The sequence below is a fragment of the Chitinimonas arctica genome, from assembly GCF_007431345.1.
GTDB lineage: Bacteria > Pseudomonadota > Gammaproteobacteria > Burkholderiales > Chitinimonadaceae > Chitinimonas > Chitinimonas arctica.
In genome coordinates this window covers 1,451,926-1,475,724 of record NZ_CP041730.1, presented here as the reverse complement: position 1 = coordinate 1,475,724, position 23,799 = coordinate 1,451,926, and the positions used below count along the sequence as shown (strand labels likewise).

The 23,799-nt window shown below is 60.9% G+C and carries 15 protein-coding genes and 3 tRNA genes; 13 read left to right on the top strand and 5 right to left on the bottom strand.

Going from position 1 to position 23,799, the window contains the following annotated elements:
- Positions 1–68 precede the first annotated feature (68 nt).
- From recQ to gltX, 4 genes are all read right to left on the bottom strand, one after another.
- Entirely contained in the window at positions 69–1,874 is a 1,806-nt protein-coding gene (gene recQ, locus FNU76_RS06490; RefSeq protein ID WP_223879249.1) for a DNA helicase RecQ, read from the bottom strand.
- Complete coding sequence (locus tag FNU76_RS06485; RefSeq protein WP_144277424.1) at positions 1,871–2,104, bottom strand: hypothetical protein; 234 nt, start codon at positions 2,102–2,104, stop codon at positions 1,871–1,873. The genes recQ and FNU76_RS06485 overlap by 4 nt, the downstream gene beginning before the upstream one ends.
- A gap of 114 nt (positions 2,105–2,218) precedes the next feature.
- Entirely contained in the window at positions 2,219–6,175 is a 3,957-nt protein-coding gene (purL, locus tag FNU76_RS06480; RefSeq protein ID WP_144277423.1) for a phosphoribosylformylglycinamidine synthase, read from the bottom strand.
- Positions 6,176–6,484: 309 nt separating this feature from the next.
- Positions 6,485–7,882: a glutamate--tRNA ligase gene (gltX, locus tag FNU76_RS06475; protein ID WP_144277422.1), complete on the bottom strand. Its 1,398-nt coding sequence runs from the start codon at positions 7,880–7,882 to the stop codon at positions 6,485–6,487.
- Between the two features lie 404 nt (positions 7,883–8,286).
- Between gltX and gspL the strand changes: the two genes are divergently transcribed.
- The 12 genes from gspL (at position 8,287) to FNU76_RS06415 (ending at position 19,970) form a co-directional block, all read left to right on the top strand.
- Complete coding sequence (gene gspL / locus FNU76_RS06470) at positions 8,287–9,450, top strand: type II secretion system protein GspL (protein ID WP_179958376.1); 1,164 nt, start codon at positions 8,287–8,289, stop codon at positions 9,448–9,450.
- A complete protein-coding gene (locus FNU76_RS06465) occupies positions 9,447–9,917 on the top strand; it encodes a type II secretion system protein M (protein ID WP_144277420.1) in 471 nt (156 codons plus the stop codon). The genes gspL and FNU76_RS06465 overlap by 4 nt, the downstream gene beginning before the upstream one ends.
- Complete coding sequence (gene gspN / locus FNU76_RS06460; RefSeq protein ID WP_144277419.1) at positions 9,914–10,651, top strand: type II secretion system protein N; 738 nt, start codon at positions 9,914–9,916, stop codon at positions 10,649–10,651. The genes FNU76_RS06465 and gspN overlap by 4 nt, the downstream gene beginning before the upstream one ends.
- 89 nt (positions 10,652–10,740) lie before the next feature.
- A tRNA-Leu gene (locus FNU76_RS06455) sits at positions 10,741–10,825 on the top strand.
- Positions 10,826–11,065: 240 nt separating this feature from the next.
- Complete coding sequence (gene tig, locus FNU76_RS06450) at positions 11,066–12,367, top strand: trigger factor (protein WP_144277418.1); 1,302 nt, start codon at positions 11,066–11,068, stop codon at positions 12,365–12,367.
- Positions 12,368–12,494: 127 nt separating this feature from the next.
- Positions 12,495–13,142 (top strand): ATP-dependent Clp endopeptidase proteolytic subunit ClpP, encoded by a 648-nt coding sequence (gene clpP, locus FNU76_RS06445; protein ID WP_144277417.1) that lies wholly within the window; start codon positions 12,495–12,497, stop codon positions 13,140–13,142.
- 96 nt (positions 13,143–13,238) lie between these two features.
- The gene (clpX, locus tag FNU76_RS06440; protein ID WP_144277416.1) at positions 13,239–14,513 is read left to right on the top strand and encodes an ATP-dependent Clp protease ATP-binding subunit ClpX; all 1,275 of its coding nucleotides are present in this window, start codon (positions 13,239–13,241) and stop codon (positions 14,511–14,513) included.
- Between the two features lie 186 nt (positions 14,514–14,699).
- Positions 14,700–17,129 carry an endopeptidase La gene (gene lon, locus FNU76_RS06435; RefSeq protein WP_143856938.1) on the top strand — a complete coding sequence of 810 codons (2,430 nt, stop codon included), beginning with the start codon at positions 14,700–14,702 and terminating at the stop codon, positions 17,127–17,129.
- 416 nt (positions 17,130–17,545) lie between these two features.
- Positions 17,546–17,818, top strand: a complete 273-nt coding sequence (locus tag FNU76_RS06430) for an HU family DNA-binding protein (RefSeq protein ID WP_143856937.1) — start codon at positions 17,546–17,548, stop codon at positions 17,816–17,818.
- Positions 17,819–17,877: 59 nt separating this feature from the next.
- A tRNA-Val gene (locus tag FNU76_RS06425) sits at positions 17,878–17,953 on the top strand.
- Positions 17,954–17,998: 45 nt separating this feature from the next.
- Positions 17,999–18,075 (top strand) — tRNA-Asp (locus FNU76_RS06420).
- Positions 18,076–18,161: 86 nt separating this feature from the next.
- Positions 18,162–19,970: a peptidylprolyl isomerase gene (locus FNU76_RS06415; RefSeq protein ID WP_143856936.1), complete on the top strand. Its 1,809-nt coding sequence runs from the start codon at positions 18,162–18,164 to the stop codon at positions 19,968–19,970.
- Positions 19,971–20,009: 39 nt separating this feature from the next.
- Here the strand turns inward: FNU76_RS06415 and FNU76_RS06410 are convergent, their stop codons facing one another.
- Complete coding sequence (locus tag FNU76_RS06410; RefSeq protein ID WP_223879248.1) at positions 20,010–20,873, bottom strand: CheR family methyltransferase; 864 nt, start codon at positions 20,871–20,873, stop codon at positions 20,010–20,012.
- Positions 20,874–21,375: 502 nt separating this feature from the next.
- Here FNU76_RS06410 and FNU76_RS06405 point away from each other — a divergent pair.
- Complete coding sequence (locus tag FNU76_RS06405; RefSeq protein ID WP_143856935.1) at positions 21,376–23,574, top strand: hypothetical protein; 2,199 nt, start codon at positions 21,376–21,378, stop codon at positions 23,572–23,574.
- Positions 23,575–23,799 lie beyond the last annotated feature (225 nt).

The following is a 23,799-nucleotide window of genomic DNA, read 5'->3' as shown; positions in this document are numbered from 1 at the left end:
CGTGCAGGCAGCATAAGGCGTGCCGGCCCCGGTTTGGAAAACGCGCGCAGGCCCGGTGTCCAGCCCGCTCAGCCCGCGTGCAACGCATCCAGAAAAGCCAGGCCATAGCGCTCCAGCTTCTGCGCACCCACGCCGGAAATGTGTGCCATATCCGCCAGTGTGGCGGGCTTGGCATCCAGCATGGCTTTCAGCGTGGCATCGGTGAAAATCAGATAGGCCGGCACCGACTGCTCGTCGGCCAGGGCGCGTCGGGTACTGCGCAGGCGCTGCCACAATGGCTCGTCCGTAGCCGCGATATCGAGGCTGGCAGCAGAACGTTTCTTGTCGCGGTCGGTCTTGTCGCGTTGTTTTTCCGGCAGGCCGCGCAAACGCAGCTGCATTTCCCCTTTCAGCAGGGGACGGGCAGCGGGCGTGAGTTGCAGGCCACCGAACTCCGTATCGGTCTGCAGGAAACCCGCGGCCAGCAATTGCCGGAGTACCGAACGCCAGCCGGCTTCCGGCAGCTCCTTGCCGATACCGAAAGTGGTGACCGTATGGTGGAAGTGCTGCTTGACCTTCTCGGTGGTCTTGCCGAGCAACACATCGATCACATGGCCGGCGCCGAAGCGCTGGCCGGTGCGGAATACGCAACTGAGCGCCTTGCGGGCGGCATCGGTGGCATCCCAAGTGGTGGGAGGAACGAGGCAGTTGTCGCAATTGCCGCACGGCACGGCATTTTCACCGAAATAGCCGAGGATGACCTGGCGCCGGCAAGCCACCGTTTCGGCCAGGCCCAGCATGGCGTTCAGCTTGTCCCGTTCGACCTGCTTCTGCGCATCGGGCGAACCGCCGCTTTCTATCATCTCCTTCAACTGCATCACATCGTTCAAGCCATAGGCCAGCCACGCATTCGATGGCAGGCCATCGCGGCCGGCCCGGCCGGTTTCCTGGTAGTAGCCCTCCAGGCTCTTGGGCAGGTCGATATGGGCGACAAAGCGTACATCCGGCTTGTCTATGCCCATGCCGAAAGCAATGGTGGCCACCATGACAATGCCGTCTTCACGCAGGAAGCGGGTCTGGTTGCCTGCCTTGATCTCGGCGGCGATGCCGGCGTGATAGGGTAGGGCGGTAATGCCGTTGGCGGATAGAAAGGCGGCGGTCTCTTCCACGCGCTTGCGGCTGAGGCAGTAGACAATTCCCGCGTCACCATGGTGCTCGCGCTCGATAAAGGCCAGCAGCTGCTTGCGGGCGTTGTCCTTCTCGATGATGCGGTAGCGGATATTGGGCCGATCGAAAGACGAGACGAACTGGGCGGCATTTTCCAAGGCCAGCCGCGTGACGATTTCCCGGCGGGTAGCAGCATCGGCGGTCGCGGTCAGCGCGATCCGGGGTACCGAGGGGAAACGCTCGTGCAGCAGCGACAGGCCGATGTATTCCGGCCTGAAATCGTGCCCCCATTGCGACACGCAATGCGCTTCGTCAATAGCGAACAGACTGGCCGGCGTGTGTTCCAGCAAGGCCAGGAAGCGCGGCGTCAGCAAACGCTCGGGGGCGACATAAAGCAATTTCAGTTCGCCCCGCATATAACTTTGCTCCACCTCGCGCGCCGCATGGGCATCCAGGGTGGAGTTCAGGAAAGCAGCCGCGATACCCAATTGATGCAGGCCTTCAACCTGGTCCTGCATCAAGGCGATCAAGGGCGAGATCACCACCGCGCAGCCTGGCCGCAACAAGGCTGGAATCTGGAAGCACAGCGATTTGCCGCCACCGGTGGGCATCAAGACCAGCGCATCGCCGCCGCCGGCCACCTGGGCCACGATCTCGGCCTGGCGGCCACGGAACTGCTCGTAGCCGAAGACCTTCTGCAATACCTCCAGTGCCTGTGTCTGCATCATATCGTTTGCTCCGGCGCCCGCCGACGCTGTCCGGCAAGGCTTGGCAGCTGTGATAGACCGATATGGCCAGGCAACTGTTCCCTCGCCTGTGCCCTAAAGCACAAGCCATAGGCGAAATGCGCTAGGCCATCGTAATGACCCGGCCAGGGCTGCTGAATCCATGAGGCCGGCACGGCCAGCACGACACCGACCGGCAGCTTGAGCTGCAAGGGAGAAAGGGGAGCGTGCATGGGTTTGCTGACCGGACCGGCGAAAACGAGGATTATACCTTGAGGGCGACGCAAGCTTGTCGGCATCGCCGGAACTCCGGCGCTGCCGACAAGCTTGCGTGAGGGCGCGGCCGATTAGCCGAGCCAATGCCGCGCATTGCGGAACATGCGCATCCAGCCGCTGTCCTCGCCCCAGTTATCCGGGTGCCAGCTGAGGGTGGCGGTGCGGAAGGTCCGTTCCGGGTGCGGCATCATGATGCTGAAGCGGCCATCCGCGGTGGTGACGCCGGCCACGCCGTCGGGCGAGCCGTTCGGGTTTTGCGGATAGACCTCGGTCGCCTGGCCCTTATCGTCGATATAGCGCAGGGCGGTGAGCACCGACTTGCGGTCGCCGGCCCGCTCGAACACCGCGCGGCCTTCCCCGTGCGAGACCACCACCGGCATCCTGGAGCCGGCCATGCCGGCGAAGAACAGGCTGGGGTTACGGGTGACTTCCGCCATGACCAGGCGCGCTTCGAACTGCTCGGATGCGTTGCGGCGGAATTTCGGCCAGGCTTCGGCGCCGGGGATGATCTCGGCCAGGTTGGACATCATCTGGCAGCCGTTGCAGACGCCCAGGGCGAAGCTATCGCCGCGTTGGAAGAAGCGGGCGAACTCGTCGCGGCCGCGTGCGTTGAACAGGATGGACTTGGCCCATCCTTCGCCGGCCCCCAGTACGTCGCCGTAACTGAAGCCCCCACAAGCGGCGAAGCCTTGGAAATCGGCCAGCGAAACACGTCCACCCAGGATGTCGGACATATGGATGTCGAGAGCGGTGAAACCGGCACGGTCGAATGCCGCCGCCATCTCGATATGGCCGTTGACGCCCTGCTCGCGCAGGATGGCGATCCTGGGCTTGTTGCCGCGAGCGATATAAGGCGCCGCGATGTCCTCGGCCGGGTCGAAGCTCAGCTCGGCATACAGGCCGCGCGCATGCTTGTCTTCCAGGCGGGCGAATTCGCTGTCGGCACAGGCCGGGTTGTCGCGCAGGCGTTGCAGCTGCCAGCTGGTTTCCGACCAGGCGCGCTGCAGTTCGATGCGCGGCTCGCTGAACACCAGGCGGTTGCGCTTCTTGATCTTGAGCTTGTCGTCGTCGTTCAGCGTGCCGATGACATGCAGCTGGCTGCGGATACCGACCGCGAAGAAGGCTGCCATTACCGCATGGGTGTCGCTGCGGCGTACCTGCAGCACGGCGCCCAGCTCCTCATTGAACAGCACGCCCATCAGGCGGCCGTTCTCGGCGCGGGCAACCGACTCGGGGTTGATCTCTCCGTATTCGCGTTCATTGCGGCGACGTTCGATGCACAGCTCGTCCACGTCCAAGGTGACGCCGACATGGCCGGCGAACATCATCTCCACCAGTGTCGCCAGCAGGCCGCCGTCGCCGCGGTCGTGGTAGGCCAGCAGCTTGCCTTGGGCATTGAGCTGTTGCACCACGCCAAAGAAGTCGGCCAGGGCCTGTGGATTCTCCAGGTCGGGCATATGGTTGCCGACCTGCTTGTAGACTTGCGCGAGGGCCGAACCGGACAGGCGGCATTTGCCGTTGCCCAGGTCGATCAGCAGCAGGTCGGTATCGCCCTGGTCGGTACGCAGTTGCGGTGTCAGGGTGCGGCGGACATCGGTCACCGGTGCGAAGGCGGAGACGATCAGCGACAGCGGTGCGATCACCGCGCGGTCCTGCCCCTGCTCCTGCCATACCGTCTTCATGGACAGGCTGTCCTTGCCGACCGGAATGCTGATGCCCAGCGCGATGCTGAGATCGCGTACCGCCTTGACGGTATCGAACAGCTTGGCATCTTCGCCCGGATGGCCGGCGGCGGCCATCCAGTTGGCCGACAGCTTGACGTCGCCCAGTTTGGCGATCGGCGCGGCGGCCAGGTTGGTCAGCGCTTCGCCTACCGCCAGGCGGCCGGATGACGGGCCGGAGATCAGTGCCAGCGGCGTGCGTTCGCCCATCGCCATTGCTTCGCCCAGGTAGGTTTCATAGCCCATGGTGGTGACGGCCACGTCGGCTACCGGCACCTGCCAGGGGCCGACCATCTGGTCGCGGGCGGTCATGCCACCGACCGAGCGGTCGCCGATGGTGATCAAGAAGCTCTTGTCAGCCACGGCCGGCAGGCGCAACACCCGGTAGGCGGCGTCGTGCAGATCAAGGGAAGAGGAGTCGAACATGGGCAGCGGCGGGTCCAGCCGCTGCACTTCGCGCGTCATCTTGGGCGGCTTGCCCAGCAGCACGTCCATGGGCATATCGACCGGCTTGTTGCCGAAATGGCTGTCCGCCACTTCCAGCTGCTGTTCCAGCGTGGCGGTGCCGACTACCGCGAAGGGGCAGCGCTCACGTTCCGCCATGGCGCGGAAATTGTCCAGATCGCTGGCCAGAATGGCCAGAACATAGCGTTCCTGCGATTCATTGCACCAGATCTGCAGCGGCGACATGCCCTTTTCTTCGATATGGATATCGCGCAGCGAAAATTTGGCGCCGCGCGCCGAACCGTGTACCAGCTCGGGCAGCGCGTTGGATAGTCCGCCGGCGCCGACATCGTGGATGCTGAGGATGGGGTTCTTGTCGCCCAGCTGCCAGCAGCGGTCGATGACTTCCTGCGCGCGCCGTTCGATTTCCGGGTTGCCGCGCTGGACCGAATCGAAATCCAGATCGGCGGCGTTGGCGCCGGTATCCATCGACGAGGCGGCGCCGCCGCCCAGGCCGATCAGCATGCCGGGGCCGCCCAGTACGACGATCAATGCGCCGGCCGGGATGTCGTGCTTGCCGACATGGTCGCCGTCGATATTGCCCAAGCCGCCGGCGATCATGATGGGCTTGTGGTAGCCGCGCATCTCGCCCAGGTAGCTTTCCTCGAAGGTACGGAAGTAGCCGGTCAGATTGGGGCGGCCGAACTCATTGTTGAAGGACGCGGCGCCAATCGGGCCATCCAGCATGATCTGCAAGGCGGATACGATGCGCTGCGGCTTGCCGTATTCGAGCTGAGTGTCCGAATGGACTTCCCAGGGCTGTTTGAAGCCGGGAATATTCAGGTTGGAGACGGTAAAGCCGGCCAGCCCGGCCTTTGGCCGCGAACCGCGGCCGGTCGCGCCTTCGTCGCGGATCTCGCCGCCTGAGCCGGTGGATGCGCCGGCGAAGGGCGAAATGGCGGTGGGGTGGTTGTGCGTCTCCACCTTCATCAGGATATGGGTAGGGCGGGCGTGGTAGCGATAGGTCTGGCTGCCGGGTTCCGGATGGAAACGCAGAATGCCGGCGCCTTCGATCACCGAGGAGTTATCCGAATAGGCGACCACGGTGCCTTCCGGATGCGCCTTATGGGTGTCGCGTATCATGCCGAACAGGGTCTTGTCCTGTGCTTCGCCGTCGATCACGAAGTCGGCATTGAAGATCTTGTGGCGACAATGTTCCGAGTTGGCCTGCGCGAACATCATCAATTCGATGTCGTTCGGATTGCGGCCCAGTTTGCGGAAATTCTCCACCAGATAATCCACCTCATCGGCCGACAGGGCCAGGCCCATCTCGCGGTTGGCGGCTTCCAGCGCCGGCCGGCCGGCGCCGAGGATATCCACGCTGGCCAAGGGCTGCGGGGCGATATGGCGGAATAGCGCTTCGGTACCGTCGAAGCTGTCCCAGACGGTTTCGGTCATGCGGTCATGCGCGAGTTCGGCCAGGGTAGCCTGTTCGGCCGCGTTCAGCTGGCGGCCGGCATACAGGGCGACGCCGCGCTCGATACGCAGTACCTTGCTCAGGCCGCATAGGCGCAGGATGTCCGTGGCCTTGGACGACCAGGGCGAAATGGTGCCCACGCGCGGCGTGATCAACACCATGGAGCCGTTGGCGCGGGCCGGTTCGGCCGGATTGGCATCGTGCAGGATCTGCGCCAGCTTGGCTTCTTCATCCGCGTCGAGGGCGCCTTCCAGCTCGATGAAATGCCAGAACTCGGCGTAGGGGGCAAGGCCGCTGACGCCGGCCGCTTTCAGGCCGTTAGTCAGTTTGTCGAGGCGGAAGGCCGAGAGGGCAAGGCCCCCGCGCAGCTTGATGTGGGTGGGCATATGGAGCGAACCGGTCTGGTTGGGCTACGAGAGGCTGCGAATTTTACCGGAAAAGCCGTCCGGCTTGGTGACGCCTGCGGGCTAGCCGTGCAATGGCGCCGGCCGGCGGCATTTTTTACCATTCGCAAAGCTCAATCTAGTGCTTGTACCGGCCAAATGCCGCTTGTATTTACACAAATTTGCCAAAAGCGGCGCCGAAACCCGTCGTCGGCTTCCGCCTGCCCTGCCGTGCGGCAGCAAATCGGGGAAAAATAAGGGCCGCAGGTCGTAAACCATGCGGCCCTTTTCAGCGCGTGTTTCGCGTCGTGGCTATGCGTTCAGGACGGCATCCAGGCGTTTCAGTACTTCCTGCTGGCCAAGCAGCGCGAGCACCTGGTCGATCGACGGCGTCTGGGTGGTGCCGCACACGGCGGCCCGCAGTGGCATGGCAATCAGCGGCATCTTGACGCCTTCGGCGGCGACAAAGGTCTTGATGGCGGCGGACAGTGCGGCGGTTTCCCATTCGGTTTGCGCCAGGATGGCGCGGAATCGCGCCAGGCGCGCACGGCCTTCCTCGTTCAGATGCTGGGCGGCCAGTTCGGCCGGCGCCGCTTCGTGGCGATAGAAGTAGCCGGCTTGGGCGGCCAGGTCGACCAGGTTGCTGACGCGTTCCTTCAGCATGGCGATCACCGCCGGCAGGGCCGGGCCCTGTTCGGTATCGCAGCCCAGTTTGGTCAGGAACGGTCGGGTCAGTTCCGCCAGGCGGGCATTGTCCGCGGCTTTCATATGCTGTTGATTGATCCACAGCATCTTGTCCCGGTCGAAGCGTGAAGGACTGGGGCTGACGTTCTTCAGGTCGAACCATTCGACGAACTGTTCCAGGGTGAAGAATTCCTCGTCGCCATGGCCCCAGCCCAGCCGCGCCAGATAGTTGAGCAAGGCTTCCGGCAAAATACCCTGTTCGCTGTAATCCACCACGCTGACCGCATCGCGGCGTTTGCTCATCTTCTGGCCGTCCGCATTCAGGATCATGGGCAAGTGGCCGTAGATGGGCAGGGGGGCGCCAAGCGCAGCCAGGATATTGATTTGGCGCGGGGTGTTGTTGACATGGTCGTCGCCGCGGATGACATGGCTGATGCCCATGTCCCAGTCGTCCACCACCACGCAGAAATTGTAGGTGGGCGTGCCGTCCGGGCGGGCGATGATCAGGTCGTCCAGCTCGGCATTGCCGATCTCGATACGTCCCTTGACCGCATCATCCCAGGCGACAACCCCGTCGATCGGATTGCGGAAGCGGATGACCGGCGCCACGCCGGCGGGAATCTCCGGCAATTGCTTGCCGCGCTCGGGCCGCCAGCGGCGATCGTAGCGCGGCTTCTCGCCGCGCGCTTCCGCTTCGGCGCGCATCTGGTCCAATTCTTCGCGGCTGCAGTAGCAATGGTAGGCGGTGCCGGTGACCAGCATGTCCTTCAGTACCGCCTTATAGCGATCCATGCGCTGCATCTGATAGAACGGACCTTCGTCATAGCCAAGGCCCACCCAGTGCATGCCGTCCAGGATGGCTTGCACCGATTCCGGGGTGGAGCGTTCCAGGTCGGTGTCCTCGATGCGCAGCACGAATACGCCTTGCTGCTTGCGTGCGTACGCCCAACTGAACAGAGCGGTACGTACGCCGCCAATGTGCAGTAGGCCGGTGGGGGAGGGAGCGAAGCGGGTGCGAACGGTCATGATGGGCCGGTTTTGAAAGCGGAAAACCGGCATTTTACGCTATGGAAGCTCCGAACAAGTGGGAAGGCTGAGCGCTTGGAGCAGCACCCGGCAGAGCCGTGTGTTTGCGGACCGTGAATATCTCAACGATTCCTCGCTGATTTATCCCACTCTCCCTCACCCGGGCGGCCCCGCCCTCGCGCCGCGAGGGAGCCTCGCTTACGCTCGAGTGGTGATGTGTTCGGAGGTGCCGTAAAGACCGAGCTTCGGGGGCGATGAGGCATATCGTCGATTCGCGCCCGTCCCGGCGGCATTGTCGGAAAAGTTCTACAGCAACGCTTCTACGCCCTGTTGGGCCTCGCTGCCCGCCGGTGCTGTGTCATACTGGCGCGCATTTTCCCACCCACTTTCAAGCGGCCCCCGTCGTGACCATACTGCGACTCTTTCCTGCCGAATCCTCTTTACCCGCCAGTGCTGCGACCGAAGTCGCCTGGCGCACCCAGACCGGCAGCCAGATCGGCCATGGCCGTTCCGCCTTGAGCCAGCTGCCGGCTGCCAGCCGGGTCGAGCTGTTCCTCCCGCCGGCGAGGGTGTTGCGCGCCACCGTTACCCTGCCGAAAGGCGCCGGCCGCCAGGCTGGCAAACTACTGCCTTTCGCGCTGGACCAGGTTTTGCTGTCGGAGCCTGCGGAGCAACATCTAGCCCACCAGTTGGCCGGCGAGCAGTGCCGCGTCGCTGCTGTGCAGCGTGAATTCTTCGCCGAGCTGCTCAATACCCTGACCCAGGTCGGGCGCCGCCCACGTGCTGCCTGGGCGGCGGACGTCCTGGTGCCGGGCGATGGCGGCATGTTGCTTTGGTACGGCAATGGCTGGGCCAGGCGCAGCCAGGAAACCGCGCAATGGTTCGATGCGGCCTCGCCGACCGAACCGCCTGCGCTGCTGGTCGCCGCGCTGGGCGAGCTGGAGAGCCTGTCGCTGGCGATCGAGCCGGCCTTGGCCGAGCAGGTTGATCTGGCCCGCTGGCAACTCAGGCTGGGTTGCCCGGTGTCGCTGTACGCGGGCGATATCTTCGCCGCCACGGTCGAAAGCGACGCGATCAATCTGATGCAGGGCGAGTTTGCCGCCGGGGCGCAGATCGATGTGGACTGGCCTCGACTCAAACCGGCGGGCGTACTGGCCGGTAGCGCGCTCGCCCTTTGCCTGGTGACCTTGCTCGGCCAATGGTGGAGTTGGCGGAGCGAGGAGGGGGCGCTCAAGCAGAGTATCAATGGCGCCTTCAGCCAGGCTTTTCCCAATACGCCTATCGTCGATGCCCAGCTGCAATTGCAAACCATGTTGAGCAGCAAGGCCACCGCCGCACCAACCAGCAGTGGCGCCCTGACCGCGCTACTCAATACCGCTCCCCGCCTGATGGCGGGTGAGATCAAGCTGCTGGCGCTGGAGTATGCCGACGGGCGCTTCCAGGCCGAATACCTGGCCAAGCCCGAGCAATTGGCCGCACTGGTGCAAACCCTGTCGCAAAACGGCAAGGTGGAAACCAGCCCGAGCGGAAACGACCGTACCCGACTGAGCCTGACACCCAATCCATGAAATCCCATCTCGCTCCCCTGATCGAATTCTGGAAGCAGCGCAATACGCGCGAACGCGCCATTCTGGCCGCCGGTGGTGGCTTGTTGCTGCTTGCCCTGATCTATGGCCTGGTCATCGCGCCGGTAGCGCGCGAACGGGCTCGCCTGCAAGCCAGCCTGCCGGGCTTGCGGGCCGACGTGGCGCGTTTTCAGCGTGATCTGCAAGAAGCCAAGGGGCAGCCGGCCGGTGCAGCCAATAGCGGCGATATCTCAGCCCTGGTGATGGCGGCGGGTTGGCCCGCTGGCACCGCAACGGTCGATAGCAAGGATGACAAGCATGGCGCGGTGCACGCCAAGTCCGTCGCCTGGCCCAGCCTGACCGCGCTGATGGCGGCCGCCCAGTCGCAAGGCTGGAAGCTCAGCAAACTGTCGGTACGTTCACCGGATGGCACGGACACCGTCGATGCCGACCTGGAGTGGACGCGATGAAGCGGCTGACTTGGCCATGGTGGGTGGCGCTGGTGCTATTGACCCTGCTTTTCCTGGTGCTGCGCTTGCCGGCCAGTATCCTGGGCATGGTGGTGGCGGCGCAGACCGACGGTAAATTGCAGCTGGCGGCCAGCCAGGGCAGTCTGTGGCAGGGTTCGGCCCAGCCTATCCTGCAGGATGCGGCGCTGGCCGAGCGGCTGGAATGGGCCTGGCAGCCTGCCGGCCTGCTGCGCGGCAAGCTGGGCTATGCCATCAAACTCGACGGTGGCCAGGCGCTGCTGTCGTTTGGCTTGGGTGGGTTGGAACTGCGCGAGGCCGATCTGACCTTCGCCGCCGGCCCCTTGCTGCGGCTCGATGCACGCACCCGTGCCTATGGCCTTACCGGCCAGCTACGCGTGGCCAGTCCCGAGCTGCATTGGAAGGACGGCAAGCCGGTCGGCCAGCTCAGCGTGGATTGGCTGGGCGCGACTTCCACCCTGGTTCCCAGCCTCAATCCCTTGGGCGACTACCGTGCCACCCTGGTGCCGGCCGGCGACGGCTGGCGATTGCAGCTGGCGACCCTGGCGGGTGTGCTGCAATTGAATGGCGGGGGTGACTGGCAGGCGAAGCAGGGCCTTCGCGGTGAAGTCAGCCTGAAGGCCGCGCCTGGGGCGGAAGCACAGCTGGCTCCCTTCCTTGGCCAGATCGGGCCGGGCGGCCCGGATGCGGCGCGCACGATCAAATTTGGCGATTAGTGGGCGTGGCTTCTGTCGGAATGATGATCTGTGGTGTTTTTGCCGGTTCTCGCCTATAATCCTCGCCTCCTTGCCAAGGCAAGGTCGTGGGGGGGTTGGCGGAATTGGTAGACGCACCAGATTTAGGTTCTGGCGCCGCGAGGTGTAAGAGTTCGAGTCTCTTACCCCCCACCAGCTGCAAGCAAGGATGAAAAAGCCGCAATGGGATGCCCCCAGGCGGCTTTTTTTGTATGTCCGAAAGCGTCGGCGTACTGGCGCGCAACTACGCCTTGCCAATTACCGAAAAGTTTCAGACAATCGCGGGCTTAGTGTGGGAGAGGTGCCGAGCGCATTCTCCTACGCCACGGGATTATTTTAGTCGTCGGCACCTGCCGGCGGTTTGAGCGCATATTCGCAACACAGGATAGATTGACCATGCAAGCACAACTGGAAACGCTGGGCCAACTGGAGCGTCGTCTCGACTTCGCCATCCCGTCCGCCGATATCGAAACCGCCGTGGATGCCCGTCTCAAGAAGGTGGCGCGTAACGCACGTATCCAGGGCTTCCGCCCGGGCAAGGCGCCCATGAAGCTGGTGGCGGCCAATTACGGCATGCAGGTTCGCGAAGAAGTACTGGGCGAGCAAGTGCAATCGGCATTCGCCAAGGCAGTGCAGGCACAAGCGCTGCGCGTGGCGGGCTTCCCCCGTTTTGAAGGCAAGCCGGCCGAAGGCGATGCATTCAATTTCAGCGCCACCTTCGAGGTTTACCCCGAAGTCGTGGTGGGTGACCTGTCCGGCAAGGAAATCGAGCGTCCGGTATTGGCCGTGACCGATGCCGAAGTGGACAAGACCATCGAGATCCTGCGTAAGCAGCGCACCCGTTTCGATCGCGTCGAACGTGCCGCCGAGAAGGGCGATCGCGTGATCGTCGACTTCAAGGGCACCATCGACGGTGTCGCCTTTGCCGGCGGCTCCAGCGAGAACTATGCCTTCCAGGCTGGCGAAGGCCAGATGCTGCCGGAATTCGACAGCGCCGTGCTGGGCATGAAGGAAGGCGACAGCAAGACTTTCGACCTGTCCTTCCCGGCTGAATACCAAGGCAAGGAAGTGGCCGGCAAGACCGCCCAGTTCGAAGTCAGCGTGAAGAACGTGGCCGGCGCGCAAGTGCCCGAGCTGGACAGCGAATTCGCCAAGCTGCTGGGTATCGCCGATGGCGATGTGGCCAAGCTGCGCGCCGAGATCCGCAAGAACGTCGAACGCGAAGTGAAGCGTCGCCTGACCGCCCGTGCCAAAGAAGCGGTCATGCAAGCCCTGCTGGAAGTCAGCCCGATCGAAGTGCCGCGCGCGCTGATCGGCCAGGAAATCGGCCGTCTGGTCGAAAACGCCAAGCAGGAAATGCAACAACGCGGCTTCGACCCCAAGGACATGCCTTTCCCGCAGGAACTGTTCGAAGAACAAGCCAAGCGCCGCGTCAGCCTGGGCCTGATCCTCGCCGAAGTGGTGCGCGCCAACGGCCTGCAAGCCAAGCCGGAGCAGATCACCGCCATCGTCGAAGAATTCGCCGAGAGCTATGAGCATCCGGAAGATGTGGTCAAGTGGTACTATGCCAGCCGGGATCGCCTCGAAGGGCCGGAAGCACTGGCATTGGAAGACAATGTGGTTGAGTTTGTGTTTGCCAAGGCCAAGACGGTCGAAAAGCAGTTGGCATTTGATGAACTGATGGGCCAACAAGCCTGACGTTTGTCTAAAGTTCTAGCCGCTGCTTGAAAACGGGCTCGCCCGCCTTACCTTAAGATAGGTAAGTGCCGGCCGGGCCTTTTTTCATCCGGCACCCCTCTACGACTCGCCGATTGAGAAGGACAGCATGAGCAACTGGAATCCCGCCGACTGGCGCAATACCCAAACCGAACCACAGGGCCTCGGCTATGTGCCGATGGTGATCGAACAGAGTGGTCGCGGGGAGCGTGCCTACGACATCTATTCCCGCCTTTTGAAGGAACGGGTGATCTTCCTGGTAGGTCCGGTAAACGACGTCACCGCCAATGTGGTGGTCGCGCAGATGCTCTTCCTGGAATCCGAGAATCCGGACAAGGACATCTTCCTGTACATCAACAGCCCGGGCGGGTCCATCTCGGCCGGTATGTCGATCTACGACACCATGCAATTCATCAAGCCGGATGTTTCCACCCTGTGCGTGGGCATGGCGGCCAGCATGGGTGCTTTCCTGTTGCAGGCCGGCACCAAGGGCAAGCGTTTTGCCCTGCCCAATTCGACGGTCATGATTCACCAGCCACTGGGCGGTTACCAGGGCCAGGCGACCGATATCGAGATCCATGCCAAGTACATCCTCAGCCTGCGCGAGCGGCTGAACAAGCTGATGTCGGAGCACACCGGGCGTTCTCTGGAAGAGATCACCCGCGACAGCGACCGCGATAATTTCATGACTGCCGCCGAAGCCCAGGCTTATGGCCTGGTGGATCAGGTGATTACCTCGCGTCAGGCCCTTGCTTAAGCTTGTAGGCTTTCATCCCGTCGGACCGGCGCTGCCGGTCCGCAGGTTTTCCGAATACGGTCGCGTGAGCGATCGCTTAGCAATGGCGAGGTTGCCATGACCGATAAAGAAAAACTCCTTTACTGCTCCTTCTGCGGCAAGAGCCAGCATGAAGTACGCAAGTTGATCGCCGGACCGCAGGTTTTCATCTGCGACGAGTGTATCGAACTGTGCAACGATATCGTGCGCGAAGAGCTGCAAGGCGGCGGCGCCGCGACCAGCGCGGCCGCCAAGACGCCGGGCGGTAACAAGCTGCCCTCGCCGGCCGAGATACGCGCTTCGCTGGACCAGTATGTGATCGGCCAGGACAAAGCCAAGAAGACCTTGGCGGTTGCCGTATACAACCACTACAAGCGCCTTGCCAACCCGGCTGCCAAGGCGGGCGACGTGGAGCTGGCCAAGTCCAATATCCTGTTGATCGGGCCTACCGGTTCGGGCAAGACGCTGTTGGCGCAGACCCTGGCCCGCTTGATCGATGTACCCTTCGTGATGGCCGATGCCACCACGCTGACCGAGGCTGGCTATGTCGGCGAGGATGTCGAGAACATCATCGCCAAGCTGCTGCAAAAGTGTGATTGGGATATCGAGAAGGCGCAGCGCGGCATTATCTATGTCGACGAAATCGACAAAATTTCGCGCAAGTCCGACAATCCGTCCATCACCCGCGACGTATCGGGCGAAGGCGTGCAGCAGGCCTTGCTGAAACTGATCGAAGGGACGGTCGCGTCCATTCCTCCTTCGGGCGGCCGCAAGCACCCGAACCAGGAGTTCCTGCAGGTCGATACCACCAATATCCTGTTTATCTGCGGCGGCGCCTTCGACGGACTGGTCAATGTGATCCGCCAGCGTTCGCAAAAGGGCGGCATCGGTTTTGGCGCTTCGGTCCAGTCCAAGGAATCGGGCAAGGACGTGGGCAAGACCCTGCGCGAAACCGAGCCGGAAGACTTGATCAAATTCGGCCTGATCCCTGAATTCGTCGGCCGCCTGCCGGTAGTGGCGACGCTGGACGAGTTGGATGAAGCGGCGCTGGTCACCATCCTGACCGAGCCGAAGAACTCGCTGATCAAGCAGTATCAGAAGCTGTTCGAGCTGGAAGGCGCCGAGCTGGAAGTGCGCCCCGAAGCCCTGGCGGCGATTGCCCGCAAGGCGCTGGTCCGCAAGACCGGTGCGCGCGGCCTGCGCTCCATCCTGGAAGGCGCCCTGCTCGATACCATGTATGAACTGCCGTCGCAGCATGATGTGCAAAAAGTCGTGATCGACGAGAACGTTATCGATCACGATGGCCAGCCCATCATGGTGCATGCCGACCCGCAACGGGCACAGGCTGCATAAGCCGAGTATCATTGCGCTGCCGTTCGGCAATGGAAACCGCCTTCGTGGCGGTTTCTTTTTTTCCGGTTTTTTCCATCGCCTGGTTGCGAAGCCGGCTGCATATCGTTCAAGATGGTCCTGTGACCGATTGAAATCGGCGTGTCGCCCCCCCATCTTCCAGCCATCGACTCTCGCACTGGATACTCCATGTCCCAGCATACCGAACTGCCCGCACAACCGATCGACATGCCGCTTCTGCCTCTGCGCGATGTGGTGGTCTTTCCCTATATGGTCATCCCCCTGTTCGTGGGCCGTCCCAAGTCCATACGCGCGCTGGAAGCGGCCATGGAAGCCGGCAAGCAGATCCTGCTGCTGGCGCAGAAGAATGCCGCCAAGGACGAACCGGTCGCTGCCGACATGTACGATATCGGCACGGTTGCCACCATCCTGCAGATGCTGAAACTGCCGGACGGTACGGTCAAGGTGCTGGTGGAGGGTAGCCAGCGCGCCCTGGTGGAGCAGATCACCGAGGAGGAAGGCCATTTCACCGTGACCGCCAAGCCGGTACCCATGGACGTGGCCGAAGATACCGAAACCGAAGCCATGCGCCGGGCGCTGCTGGGCCAGTTCGACCAGTTCGTCAAATTGAACAAGAAGATCCCGCCCGAGGTATTGACCTCGCTGTCCGGGATCGAGCGTGCGGGTCGCCTGGCCGATACCATCGCCGCGCATCTGCCGCTGAAGCTGGAACAAAAGCAGGAAATCCTGGAAATGTTCCCGGTCGGCGAGCGGCTGGAACATTTGCTCAAGCAATTGGAATCCGAGCTGGACATCCTGCAGGTCGAAAAGCGCATCCGTGGCCGGGTAAAGCGCCAGATGGAAAAAAGCCAGCGCGAGTACTACCTGAACGAGCAGGTCAAGGCCATCCAGAAAGAACTGGGCGAGATCGAGGAAGGCGCCGAGCTGGACGAGCTGGAAACCCGCATCAAGGCCGCCGGTTTGTCCAAGGACGCCAAGGCCAAGGCGGATGCCGAGCTGAAAAAGCTGAAGATGATGTCGCCCATGTCGGCCGAGGCCACCGTGGTGCGCAACTATATCGATACGCTGATCGGTCTTCCCTGGAAGAAGAAGACGAAAATCAGTAAGAACTTGGCAGAAGCCGAAACCGTCCTGGATACGGATCATTATGGTCTGGACAAAGTGAAGGAGCGGATCGTCGAGTATCTCGCCGTGCAACAGCGTGTGGACAAGCTCAAGGCTCCCATCCTGTGCCTGGTGGGGCCACCCGGCGTCGGCAAGACCTCGCTGGGTGAAAGCATTGCCCGCGCGACCAATCGCAAGTTCGTCCGCATGGCTTTGGGCGGGGTGCGCGACGAGGCCGAGATTCGCGGCCATCGCCGGACCTACATCGGCTCCATGCCGGGCAAGATCCTGCAGAGCATGAGCAAGGCCGGCGTGAAGAACCCGCTCTTCCTGCTGGACGAGGTGGACAAGATGGGCGCCGATTTCCGTGGCGACCCCTCCTCGGCCCTGCTGGAAGTGCTGGACCCGGCACAGAACCATGCTTTCAGCGATCACTATCTGGAAGTGGATTACGATTTGTCGGATGTCATGTTCGTCGCCACCGCCAATTCGTTGAATATCCCGGCGGCGCTGCTGGACCGGATGGAAATCATCCGCCTGGCCGGCTACACGGAAGACGAGAAGGTCAACATCGCCGAGAAATACCTGGTGCCCAAGCAGATGACCGCGAACGGCCTGAAGGAGAACGAGCTGGTTATCCAGGAGTCCGCCCTGCGCGATATCGTGCGCTTCTACACCCGCGAGGCCGGCGTTCGCAGCCTGGATCGCGAAGTGGCGCGTATCTGCCGCAAGGTGGTCAAGGCTTTGCTGCTCAAGCCTTCGGACAAGCGGGTAACGGTGACCGCCAAGAACCTGGACAAGTATCTCGGCGTGCAGAAATTCACCTATGGCCTGGCTGAGGAAAACAACCAGGTAGGCCAGGTGACGGGTTTGGCCTGGACCGAGGTGGGTGGCGAGTTGCTGACCATCGAAGCCGTATCCTTGCCGGGCAAGGGCAAGATGATCACCACCGGCACCTTGGGTGACGTGATGCAGGAATCCATCCAGGCCGCCTTGTCGGTGGTACGCAGCCGCGCCGAAAGCTTGGGGATAGATACCGACTTTTACCAAAAGCACGATATCCATATCCATTTGCCCGAGGGTGCAACCCCCAAGGACGGCCCTTCGGCGGGTATCGCCATCACCACGTCCATGGTGTCGGTACTGACCGGCATCCCGGTACGTGCCGATGTGGCGATGACCGGTGAGATCACCCTGCGTGGGGAAGTGCTACCCATCGGTGGTTTGAAGGAGAAGCTGCTGGCTGCCCATCGTGGCGGTATCAAGCATGTACTGATTCCCGATGGCAATACCAAGGATCTGGTCGAGATCCCTGACAATATCAAGCAAAAGCTGGAGATCCACCCGGTCAAGTGGATAGACCAGGTGTTGGCCCTGGCATTGGAGCGCCAGCCGGTACCGCGCAGTACGGAGCTTGCGGTGGCGGCGGACACGACCGCTGCCGCGCCGGCCACGCCGCCGGTGGCGCCCAGCACGACGCCGACCAAGCATTGAGCAAGTAGGCTGCAAGCCCCTCCCGGTGTTGGCGGGAGGGGAGTTTTACCGGGGGCCAGCGCAGGTTCTCGGCCACTCCCGACAGGTATGGCCAGCGTCCCGCATGAAGGGGAGCATGATGAGTGCGGGCGCGGTGTTTCGGTGGTGGAAGTATCACTTTCGGCTTTGAAGCGGGAAAACGGAGGGGGTAGTCTGCGATGCGTCGGTGGGGTCCTTGGTCTTGTGGGATCACACCGGGCGTTGCGTAAAAACAGTGTTATTTGTCACGATGGGTAGATTAAATCCAAAACGGCACAAATACCCCGGAAATCCAGCAGCGACGCGGGTTCGCGCTTGACATGCGAAAAATCCACTTGCTATAACGCTGAAGCGAATGACCGCTGTTGCTCATCCTATCAACCGAAAGGGGATACTAAGTGAATAAGTCGGAACTGATTGACGCCATCGCCGCCGAAGCCGAGATTTCGAAAGCCGCAGCAGGAAAAGCACTGGATGCAACCATTGCTGCTGTGACCAAGACTCTCAAGGGCGGCGAGATGGTGACGCTAGTTGGCTTTGGTACTTTTTATGTGGGTGAGCGAAGTGCGCGAAGTGGCCGCAATCCGCGTACCGGAGCGACCATCAAGATCAAGGCTGCAAAACAACCTAAATTTCGTGCTGGTAAATCTCTAAAGGATGCCGTACAATAGCTGGCTTCCTTGATCGAGAAATCTTCAACGGATTTTTCGAATGCTTCAGGTGGCAAAAAGGGTGGTTAGCTCAGTCGGTAGAGCGTCTGCCTTACACGCAGAATGTCGGCGGTTCGACCCCGTCACCACCCACCAAGTTACACCCGTTGCCAATCGGTCCCGATTGGCCCGACGGAAATCGGAGCGGTAGTTCAGTTGGTTAGAATACCGGCCTGTCACGCCGGGGGTCGCGGGTTCGAGTCCCGTCCGCTCCGCCAGACAAAAAGGGTGAACGCCAAGTTCACCCTTTTTTTTGTTGTCCGATTATGAACCATCCGCCCGCTGGGTATGGAGAGGCGTCCCGATGTTTGAATTCGTGCAGAACAACCGCCGGGCAGTAGGTGTTGCGCTTGGCTTGGTGGTCCTCGGTTTGATGGTCGGCGGTGGTATGGCGACCTATGAGCCTAATGGACAAGCAACGTATGTCGCCAAGGTTGGCGACGTCGAGATTACCGAGCGCGACCTGGCGATGGCCAATGGCGGGCAGGCCGTGGCGGAAACAGCCAGGCCGCAGCTGTTGCAGGACCTGATCCAGCAGCAGTTGCTGGCCAATGAGGGCAAGAAGCTCAATGTCGGCGTCAGCGAAGATCAGCTACGCGCCGAGATTCAGAAGGTCGAGGCCTTCAAGGGCGAAGATGGCCGTTTCAGCCTGGAGCGCTACAAGCAGTTTCTTTCCCAACGGCAAATGACGCCGGCGCAATTGGAATCGCGGCTGACCGATGATTTGCGCACCCGTCGCCTGGCCGGCGCGCTATCGCTCAGCAGCATCCACTCCCAGCAGACCGGCGAGCGGCTGTTGCAGGCACTGACCGAGGCGCGCGAAGTCACGCCTCTGCTATTTTCGCCGGATCGCTTCCTTGCCCAGGCTACGGTTACCCCGGCCGAGATCAAACAATACTACGATGGCCACCAAGCCGAATTCCGCATGCCGGAGCGCGTCAAGCTAGCCTACCTGGTGTTGTCACGCGAGGAACTCGCCCGCTCGGTGGAACTGGAGCCGGCGGCAATCCAGGCCTATTACGACAAAAATCAACGCGATCTGGCAGCTGAAGAGCGCCAAGTGCGCCATATCCTGATCAAGGCTGATCCGAAGGCCAGCAAGGAAGTCCGTACCGCTGCCCGGCAAAAGATCGATCAGCTGCTTGCCCAAGTCAAACAGGAACCCGCGCGTTTCGCCGAGCTGGCCAAGCAAAACTCCGAGGATACCGGTTCGGCCGTTCAGGGCGGTGACTTGGGATATTTCCCCCGGGGTGCCATGGTCAAGGCTTTCGATGCGGCTGCGTTCAAGCTGGCCAAGGGCGAGCTGAGCGGCGTGGTGGAGACCGAATTCGGTTATCACATCCTGCAAGTGGAAAATATCCGGACCAAGACCCTGGAAGAACTGAAGCCGGTTATCGAACAGCGCTTGCGGCAGGAAGCGGCGCAAAAGCGCTTCGCCGCGGAAGCCGAGAAGTTCTCCGATATGGTCTACCAGCAAGGGGACAGTCTGCAGGGCGCCGCGACGGCATTCAAGCTGACGGTGCGTGAAAGCGACTGGCTTACCCGCGAAGCCAGCGCCGACCCGATGCTGAACCAGGCCAAGCTGCGCGAAGCGGTGTTCGGCGACGATGTATTGAAGAAGAAGCACAACAGCGAAGCCGTTGAAGTCGCGCCCGGCACCCTGGTCTCCGCCCGCATCCTGGCGCACGAGGCTGCCCGGCAACTGCCCCTGGCCGATGTGACGGCCAAGATCGGCGAGCAGCTCAAGCGCGAACGTGCCGTCAAGCTGGCCCAGGCGGAAGGCAAGAAGGCGCTGGCCGCCCTGCAGGCAGGTAATACGGCGGGCTACGAGTGGGCGGCCACCGCGGTCGTCAGCCGTATGCGTCCCGAAGGGCTGGAAAAGCCTGCGGTCGATGCGATCTTTGGCCTGCCCGGCGCCAAGCTGCCCGCTTATACCGGCGTGGAAGGCAAGGACAACTACGTGCTGTTCCGCGTAGGCAAGGCTGCGCAGCAAGCGCTGCCACCCGAGATGGTCAAGAATATGCCGCAGACCCTGCAGAAACTGGCTGGCGAGGAAGCCCTGGTGGCTTATCTGGCGCAATTGCGCAAGCAGCAAAACGTACAGATGCGTTGATCGCGTCACCGTAAAAAAAGCGCCTTCGTGGCGCTTTTTTTACTTGGGCTTTTCCAGTTCGTACACGGTCTTGCCGCGTAGCTTGAACAGATGGGAAGCGTGGTAAAGGTTCTCGGAGTGGCCGACGAACAACAGGCCATTGGGGCGTAGCAGCGGGGCGAAGCGTTCCAGTATCTTCAGCTGGGTAGCGCGATCGAAATAGATCATTACGTTGCGGCAAAAGATGGCATCGATGGGGGCGCGCAAGGACCAGCTCGGGTCAATCAGGTTCTGGCGGCGAAAGGTCATCATCTCGCGCAATTCCGCCCGAATCTCGAACTGGCCGTCGGAGCGTTTGATGAAAAAGCGGCTTAGTTGCGCCGGTGTCAACTTCTCCACCTTCTCTGCGCTATAGATGCCTGCCTGGCCGGTCTTCAGGACATTGGTGTCCAGGTCGGTGGAAATAATGCGCACCGGTGGCCGCAAGGAATCAAAGGCCTCCGCTGCCGTGATGGCGAGCGACCACGGCTCCTCGCCGGTGGAAGCGGCCGAACACCAGATATTGAGCGTGCCAAATGCCTTGTTGGCGCGCAAATGGTCGAGCAAGACCGGGAAGTGGTGCGACTCGCGAAAAAATGAGGTCAAGTTGGTGGTCAACGAATTGATGAACGCCTCCCACTCCGCTTCATTGCCGCGTTCCAGCAGTACCAGGTATTCCTGGAAGGTGGTAAAGCCATGCGCCCGCAACCGCTTGGCCAGGCGGCCATAGACCATATCGTGCTTGCTGTCGTTCAGGGCGATGCCGGCATAATCGTAAATCAGCTTTTTGACGCGCTCGAAATCCTGCTGAGTGAATTTGAATTCACGATTGGCCGGCATCGTATTGCCGGCAACGGGCGAAAAGGGGAGTCTGGCGTCTTTCATCGTTCACTCATCTTAGCAGCCCGTGGCGGGATGCAAGCGGATTCGGCGCGGTGGTAGCGGAGCTAAAGCGTCCGACCGCACTTGCCCCCTCGTTGGGAACACCGATAAAGCAGGCTGGGGCGCTAGTCCGCGCGCGTTATCGGTGGAACCTATCGCAACGCATCTGGACTAAGTCGCTGCGATAGGCTGCCGACGTATGAGCGAAGCGCTTCTTATGGCGGAAGTGGGAATGAGCATAGCCTGCACAATGTCGTACCCAGGATGGGAACGATTTTGAGTAGAGGTAGTCTTTTTATATGTGAATGATTATTGTTATCGTTTATTGAGCTTTACCATGCTTTCGGCAATTACGTAGCGTAAATCTCGCTCCGATTTAAATAAATTTCTTGGTCATACTATGCTTATATTTCGTAGCATTCATTTTTTTTCCTCATCGGCTCATAGAGAATCTGGAATAAAGGAAGCTGGTCAGGAGATAGCGAAGCATCCGGAAGAACCACACTTGGACGAGTCTGGAGTAGGGACGCGTGAATATACTGAAAATATGCATCGCAGTAGTAAGGATGCTATTAGAAATAAATCGATTTACAAAAATGACTTGAAGGTAAAAGCTGGCCAACCAGAAGCCTGCCCGCAATCGAGCCAGGTTGAAGTTGGCAAGTCGACCGAGCAGAACAAGGCGCCCGACAAGCCGCGCTTCGTCAAGGTGGCCGGATCCCCGTTCGATCCCAGGAACTGGCCCACCTTTATAAAATACGCCAGGCATGGAAAGCCGCAGCGTACGGTAGGCATACGCCCGCTCACGGAAGGGACAGGCGTAGACGCGACCACTCCCGGCTTCGTCATCGACGGTTTCGATGACCTGGCCAATATTTTTCAGGGCAGCGGTCTATCCCAGCATGGCAGCGCAATACTGCAAGCTTTCGTGTTCTATCCCCTGATACTGCCCTTGGTAAATCTCGGCGCAACCGGGTCGCGCGACGAACTTGCGGACGCGAAGCGGGGCTATCTCGACGGTATCGAGTCACTTAACGGGGCCAGGGGGGCGCTGATTGAGGCTATTCAATTGATTGAACCCGATTTGGAAAAGGATCTGAAAGACATCTCCGACGCCAAGATGTGCACTTACCTGCTCACCAACCTTAAACGGTTGTCAAACAATGCGGGTGACGAGAACCGGCGGCTAGGGGTCTTGCATGCGCTGGCGAATTTCAAGTCTGGCCTGGACCAGCATCTATTGAGCGCAGTGAAGTACCGTGCAACCCCCGCCCTTGTGCTGGGGGCGCATGCCATGCTGGGTGGCGTGCTGCTCTACCAGGCAGGCGCACTGGCGAACTTTGTCGCGACTTCCTGCGCCCAAAGTCTGGTGGCCACAGCGGCGGCCGATGCCGCCGGCGGGTCGGCCCTGGCGAATTTCTCCCTCGGAACGGGCGCCCAAGGTGCAGCGGGCGTGCTTGGTCTGGGTGGCCATCTTGCCATGGGGGTAGGGCAGGCCGCCGTGGCGCTATATGGCGTGGCGCTAGCCGGCTGGGGTGTTAAAAAGCAGATCGGCCTGGCCGCGCAAAAGAAGATCATTGCGGGCTCCTGCCTGGACAAAGCCACCAAGACCGATTTGTTTGCCCGCCTGGGTACGCAGAATATCCTGAATATCGTGGGTGGCATCGTAGCCAACCTTGTACTGTCGGCGGGGCAAGTCCTGATGCTATTGGGCGGACCGCTGATCGGTTTCGGCCTACCCTTCCTGCTTACCGGTGGCGGCTTGACCATCCTCGCCATTGTCACCAAGATGCGGACGCAGGCGCTAGGCGAACGTTACTTCGGCTATGAGCAGAGAGAGATGGATGCGATTGCGGAAGTAGTGCTCTCTGCCCCCTCGTTCGAAGCGGCTGCGATATCCATCTCCGAGATTCGCGAGCGATCAATGCAGCGCGTGATATGGAACGATATCTCGAAAGAGTTGGGAAAAATTAAAGCTAAATACCCGAATGGGGAGGAGCCGGATTTACGCAATTTGGCCAATGCCGCGATTCAGCGACTATATCGCCAGGGTCATGAAAAGCAAATGAATGTTGTAATGCAAGAATTGATAAAAGATGCCGAGTTCAATTTCCTTATCGATAAAGTCCTGCTCAGTACTGATAGTGTGGCTTTAAGTAGCTATATTTCGCTGATGCATGCCAAGTCTGAGCCGGGAAAAACAAGCCTTTGGCGAGAGGAGGTCGATACTTTTGAAAGGCTGGGTTTAGGCCAGAAAATGCAGAAATTGCTGGCGATGTCCGAATCCGAAGGTCTCGATGGAGAAGTCCAGCAGCATCTTGTGCAAGAATTGGTTATCAAGCAAAGAGGCAAGGCATTCGACAAAGATAGTATGGGTGAACGCTATCTGGAAAAACAAGAGCATGTGGAAGAACGAAAATGGTGGTGGAATAAAAAGAAGACGGCTTATTCACTCAATATGGTTCAGCTTCGTACGGATCTGGAGAAGAACGAAAATCTGGCGAAGGATTGTCAGGACAAAGTATGCAAGGCGATAAGTAAAGCCATCCATGGCGGCTTATCCCATCGGCTACACTCGCAATGGCAGGCCGCACGTGATGGTGCCTTGCGCTTGGCGGAAGCGGAAGACTTGAGCCGAAACTTTGCGAAGCAAGGCCAGCATGGCGAAGCAGAAAAGACGGGAAGTGCGGCCGCGCTTTTTTGATTAAATCTTTGTTTTTAAAGCTGGTGCCCGGAGCCGGGGTCGAACCGGCACAACCTTGCGGTCGAGAGATTTTAAGTCCGTAGGGTGTCAGGCGCTACCTATATAAATCAATGGCTTGCCGCCACCTGCCCATTGTTTTTCCTGTCATATCAAGCCATATTCAGTCCCATTGCGCCGCTGTCTGGCATAGTTCTGTCATACCCTAGGGGTGAGAGAGGGAGCTAT

What these genes read in the sequence shown, in the direction of transcription:
- FNU76_RS06410 (WP_223879248.1), bottom strand. Translation starts at nt 20,873, where the DNA reads ATGAAAGACGCCAGACTCCCCTTTTCGCCCGTTGCCGGCAATACGATG.
- lon (WP_143856938.1), top strand. Translation starts at nt 14,700, where the DNA reads ATGTCCCAGCATACCGAACTGCCCGCACAACCGATCGACATGCCGCTT.
- clpX (WP_144277416.1), top strand. Translation starts at nt 13,239, where the DNA reads ATGACCGATAAAGAAAAACTCCTTTACTGCTCCTTCTGCGGCAAGAGC.
- purL (WP_144277423.1), bottom strand. Translation starts at nt 6,175, where the DNA reads ATGCCCACCCACATCAAGCTGCGCGGGGGCCTTGCCCTCTCGGCCTTC.
- gspN (WP_144277419.1), top strand. Translation starts at nt 9,914, where the DNA reads ATGAAGCGGCTGACTTGGCCATGGTGGGTGGCGCTGGTGCTATTGACC.
- FNU76_RS06465 (WP_144277420.1), top strand. Translation starts at nt 9,447, where the DNA reads ATGAAATCCCATCTCGCTCCCCTGATCGAATTCTGGAAGCAGCGCAAT.
- tig (WP_144277418.1), top strand. Translation starts at nt 11,066, where the DNA reads ATGCAAGCACAACTGGAAACGCTGGGCCAACTGGAGCGTCGTCTCGAC.
- recQ (WP_223879249.1), bottom strand. Translation starts at nt 1,874, where the DNA reads ATGATGCAGACACAGGCACTGGAGGTATTGCAGAAGGTCTTCGGCTAC.
- FNU76_RS06415 (WP_143856936.1), top strand. Translation starts at nt 18,162, where the DNA reads ATGTTTGAATTCGTGCAGAACAACCGCCGGGCAGTAGGTGTTGCGCTT.
- clpP (WP_144277417.1), top strand. Translation starts at nt 12,495, where the DNA reads ATGAGCAACTGGAATCCCGCCGACTGGCGCAATACCCAAACCGAACCA.
- FNU76_RS06485 (WP_144277424.1), bottom strand. Translation starts at nt 2,104, where the DNA reads ATGCACGCTCCCCTTTCTCCCTTGCAGCTCAAGCTGCCGGTCGGTGTC.
- gltX (WP_144277422.1), bottom strand. Translation starts at nt 7,882, where the DNA reads ATGACCGTTCGCACCCGCTTCGCTCCCTCCCCCACCGGCCTACTGCAC.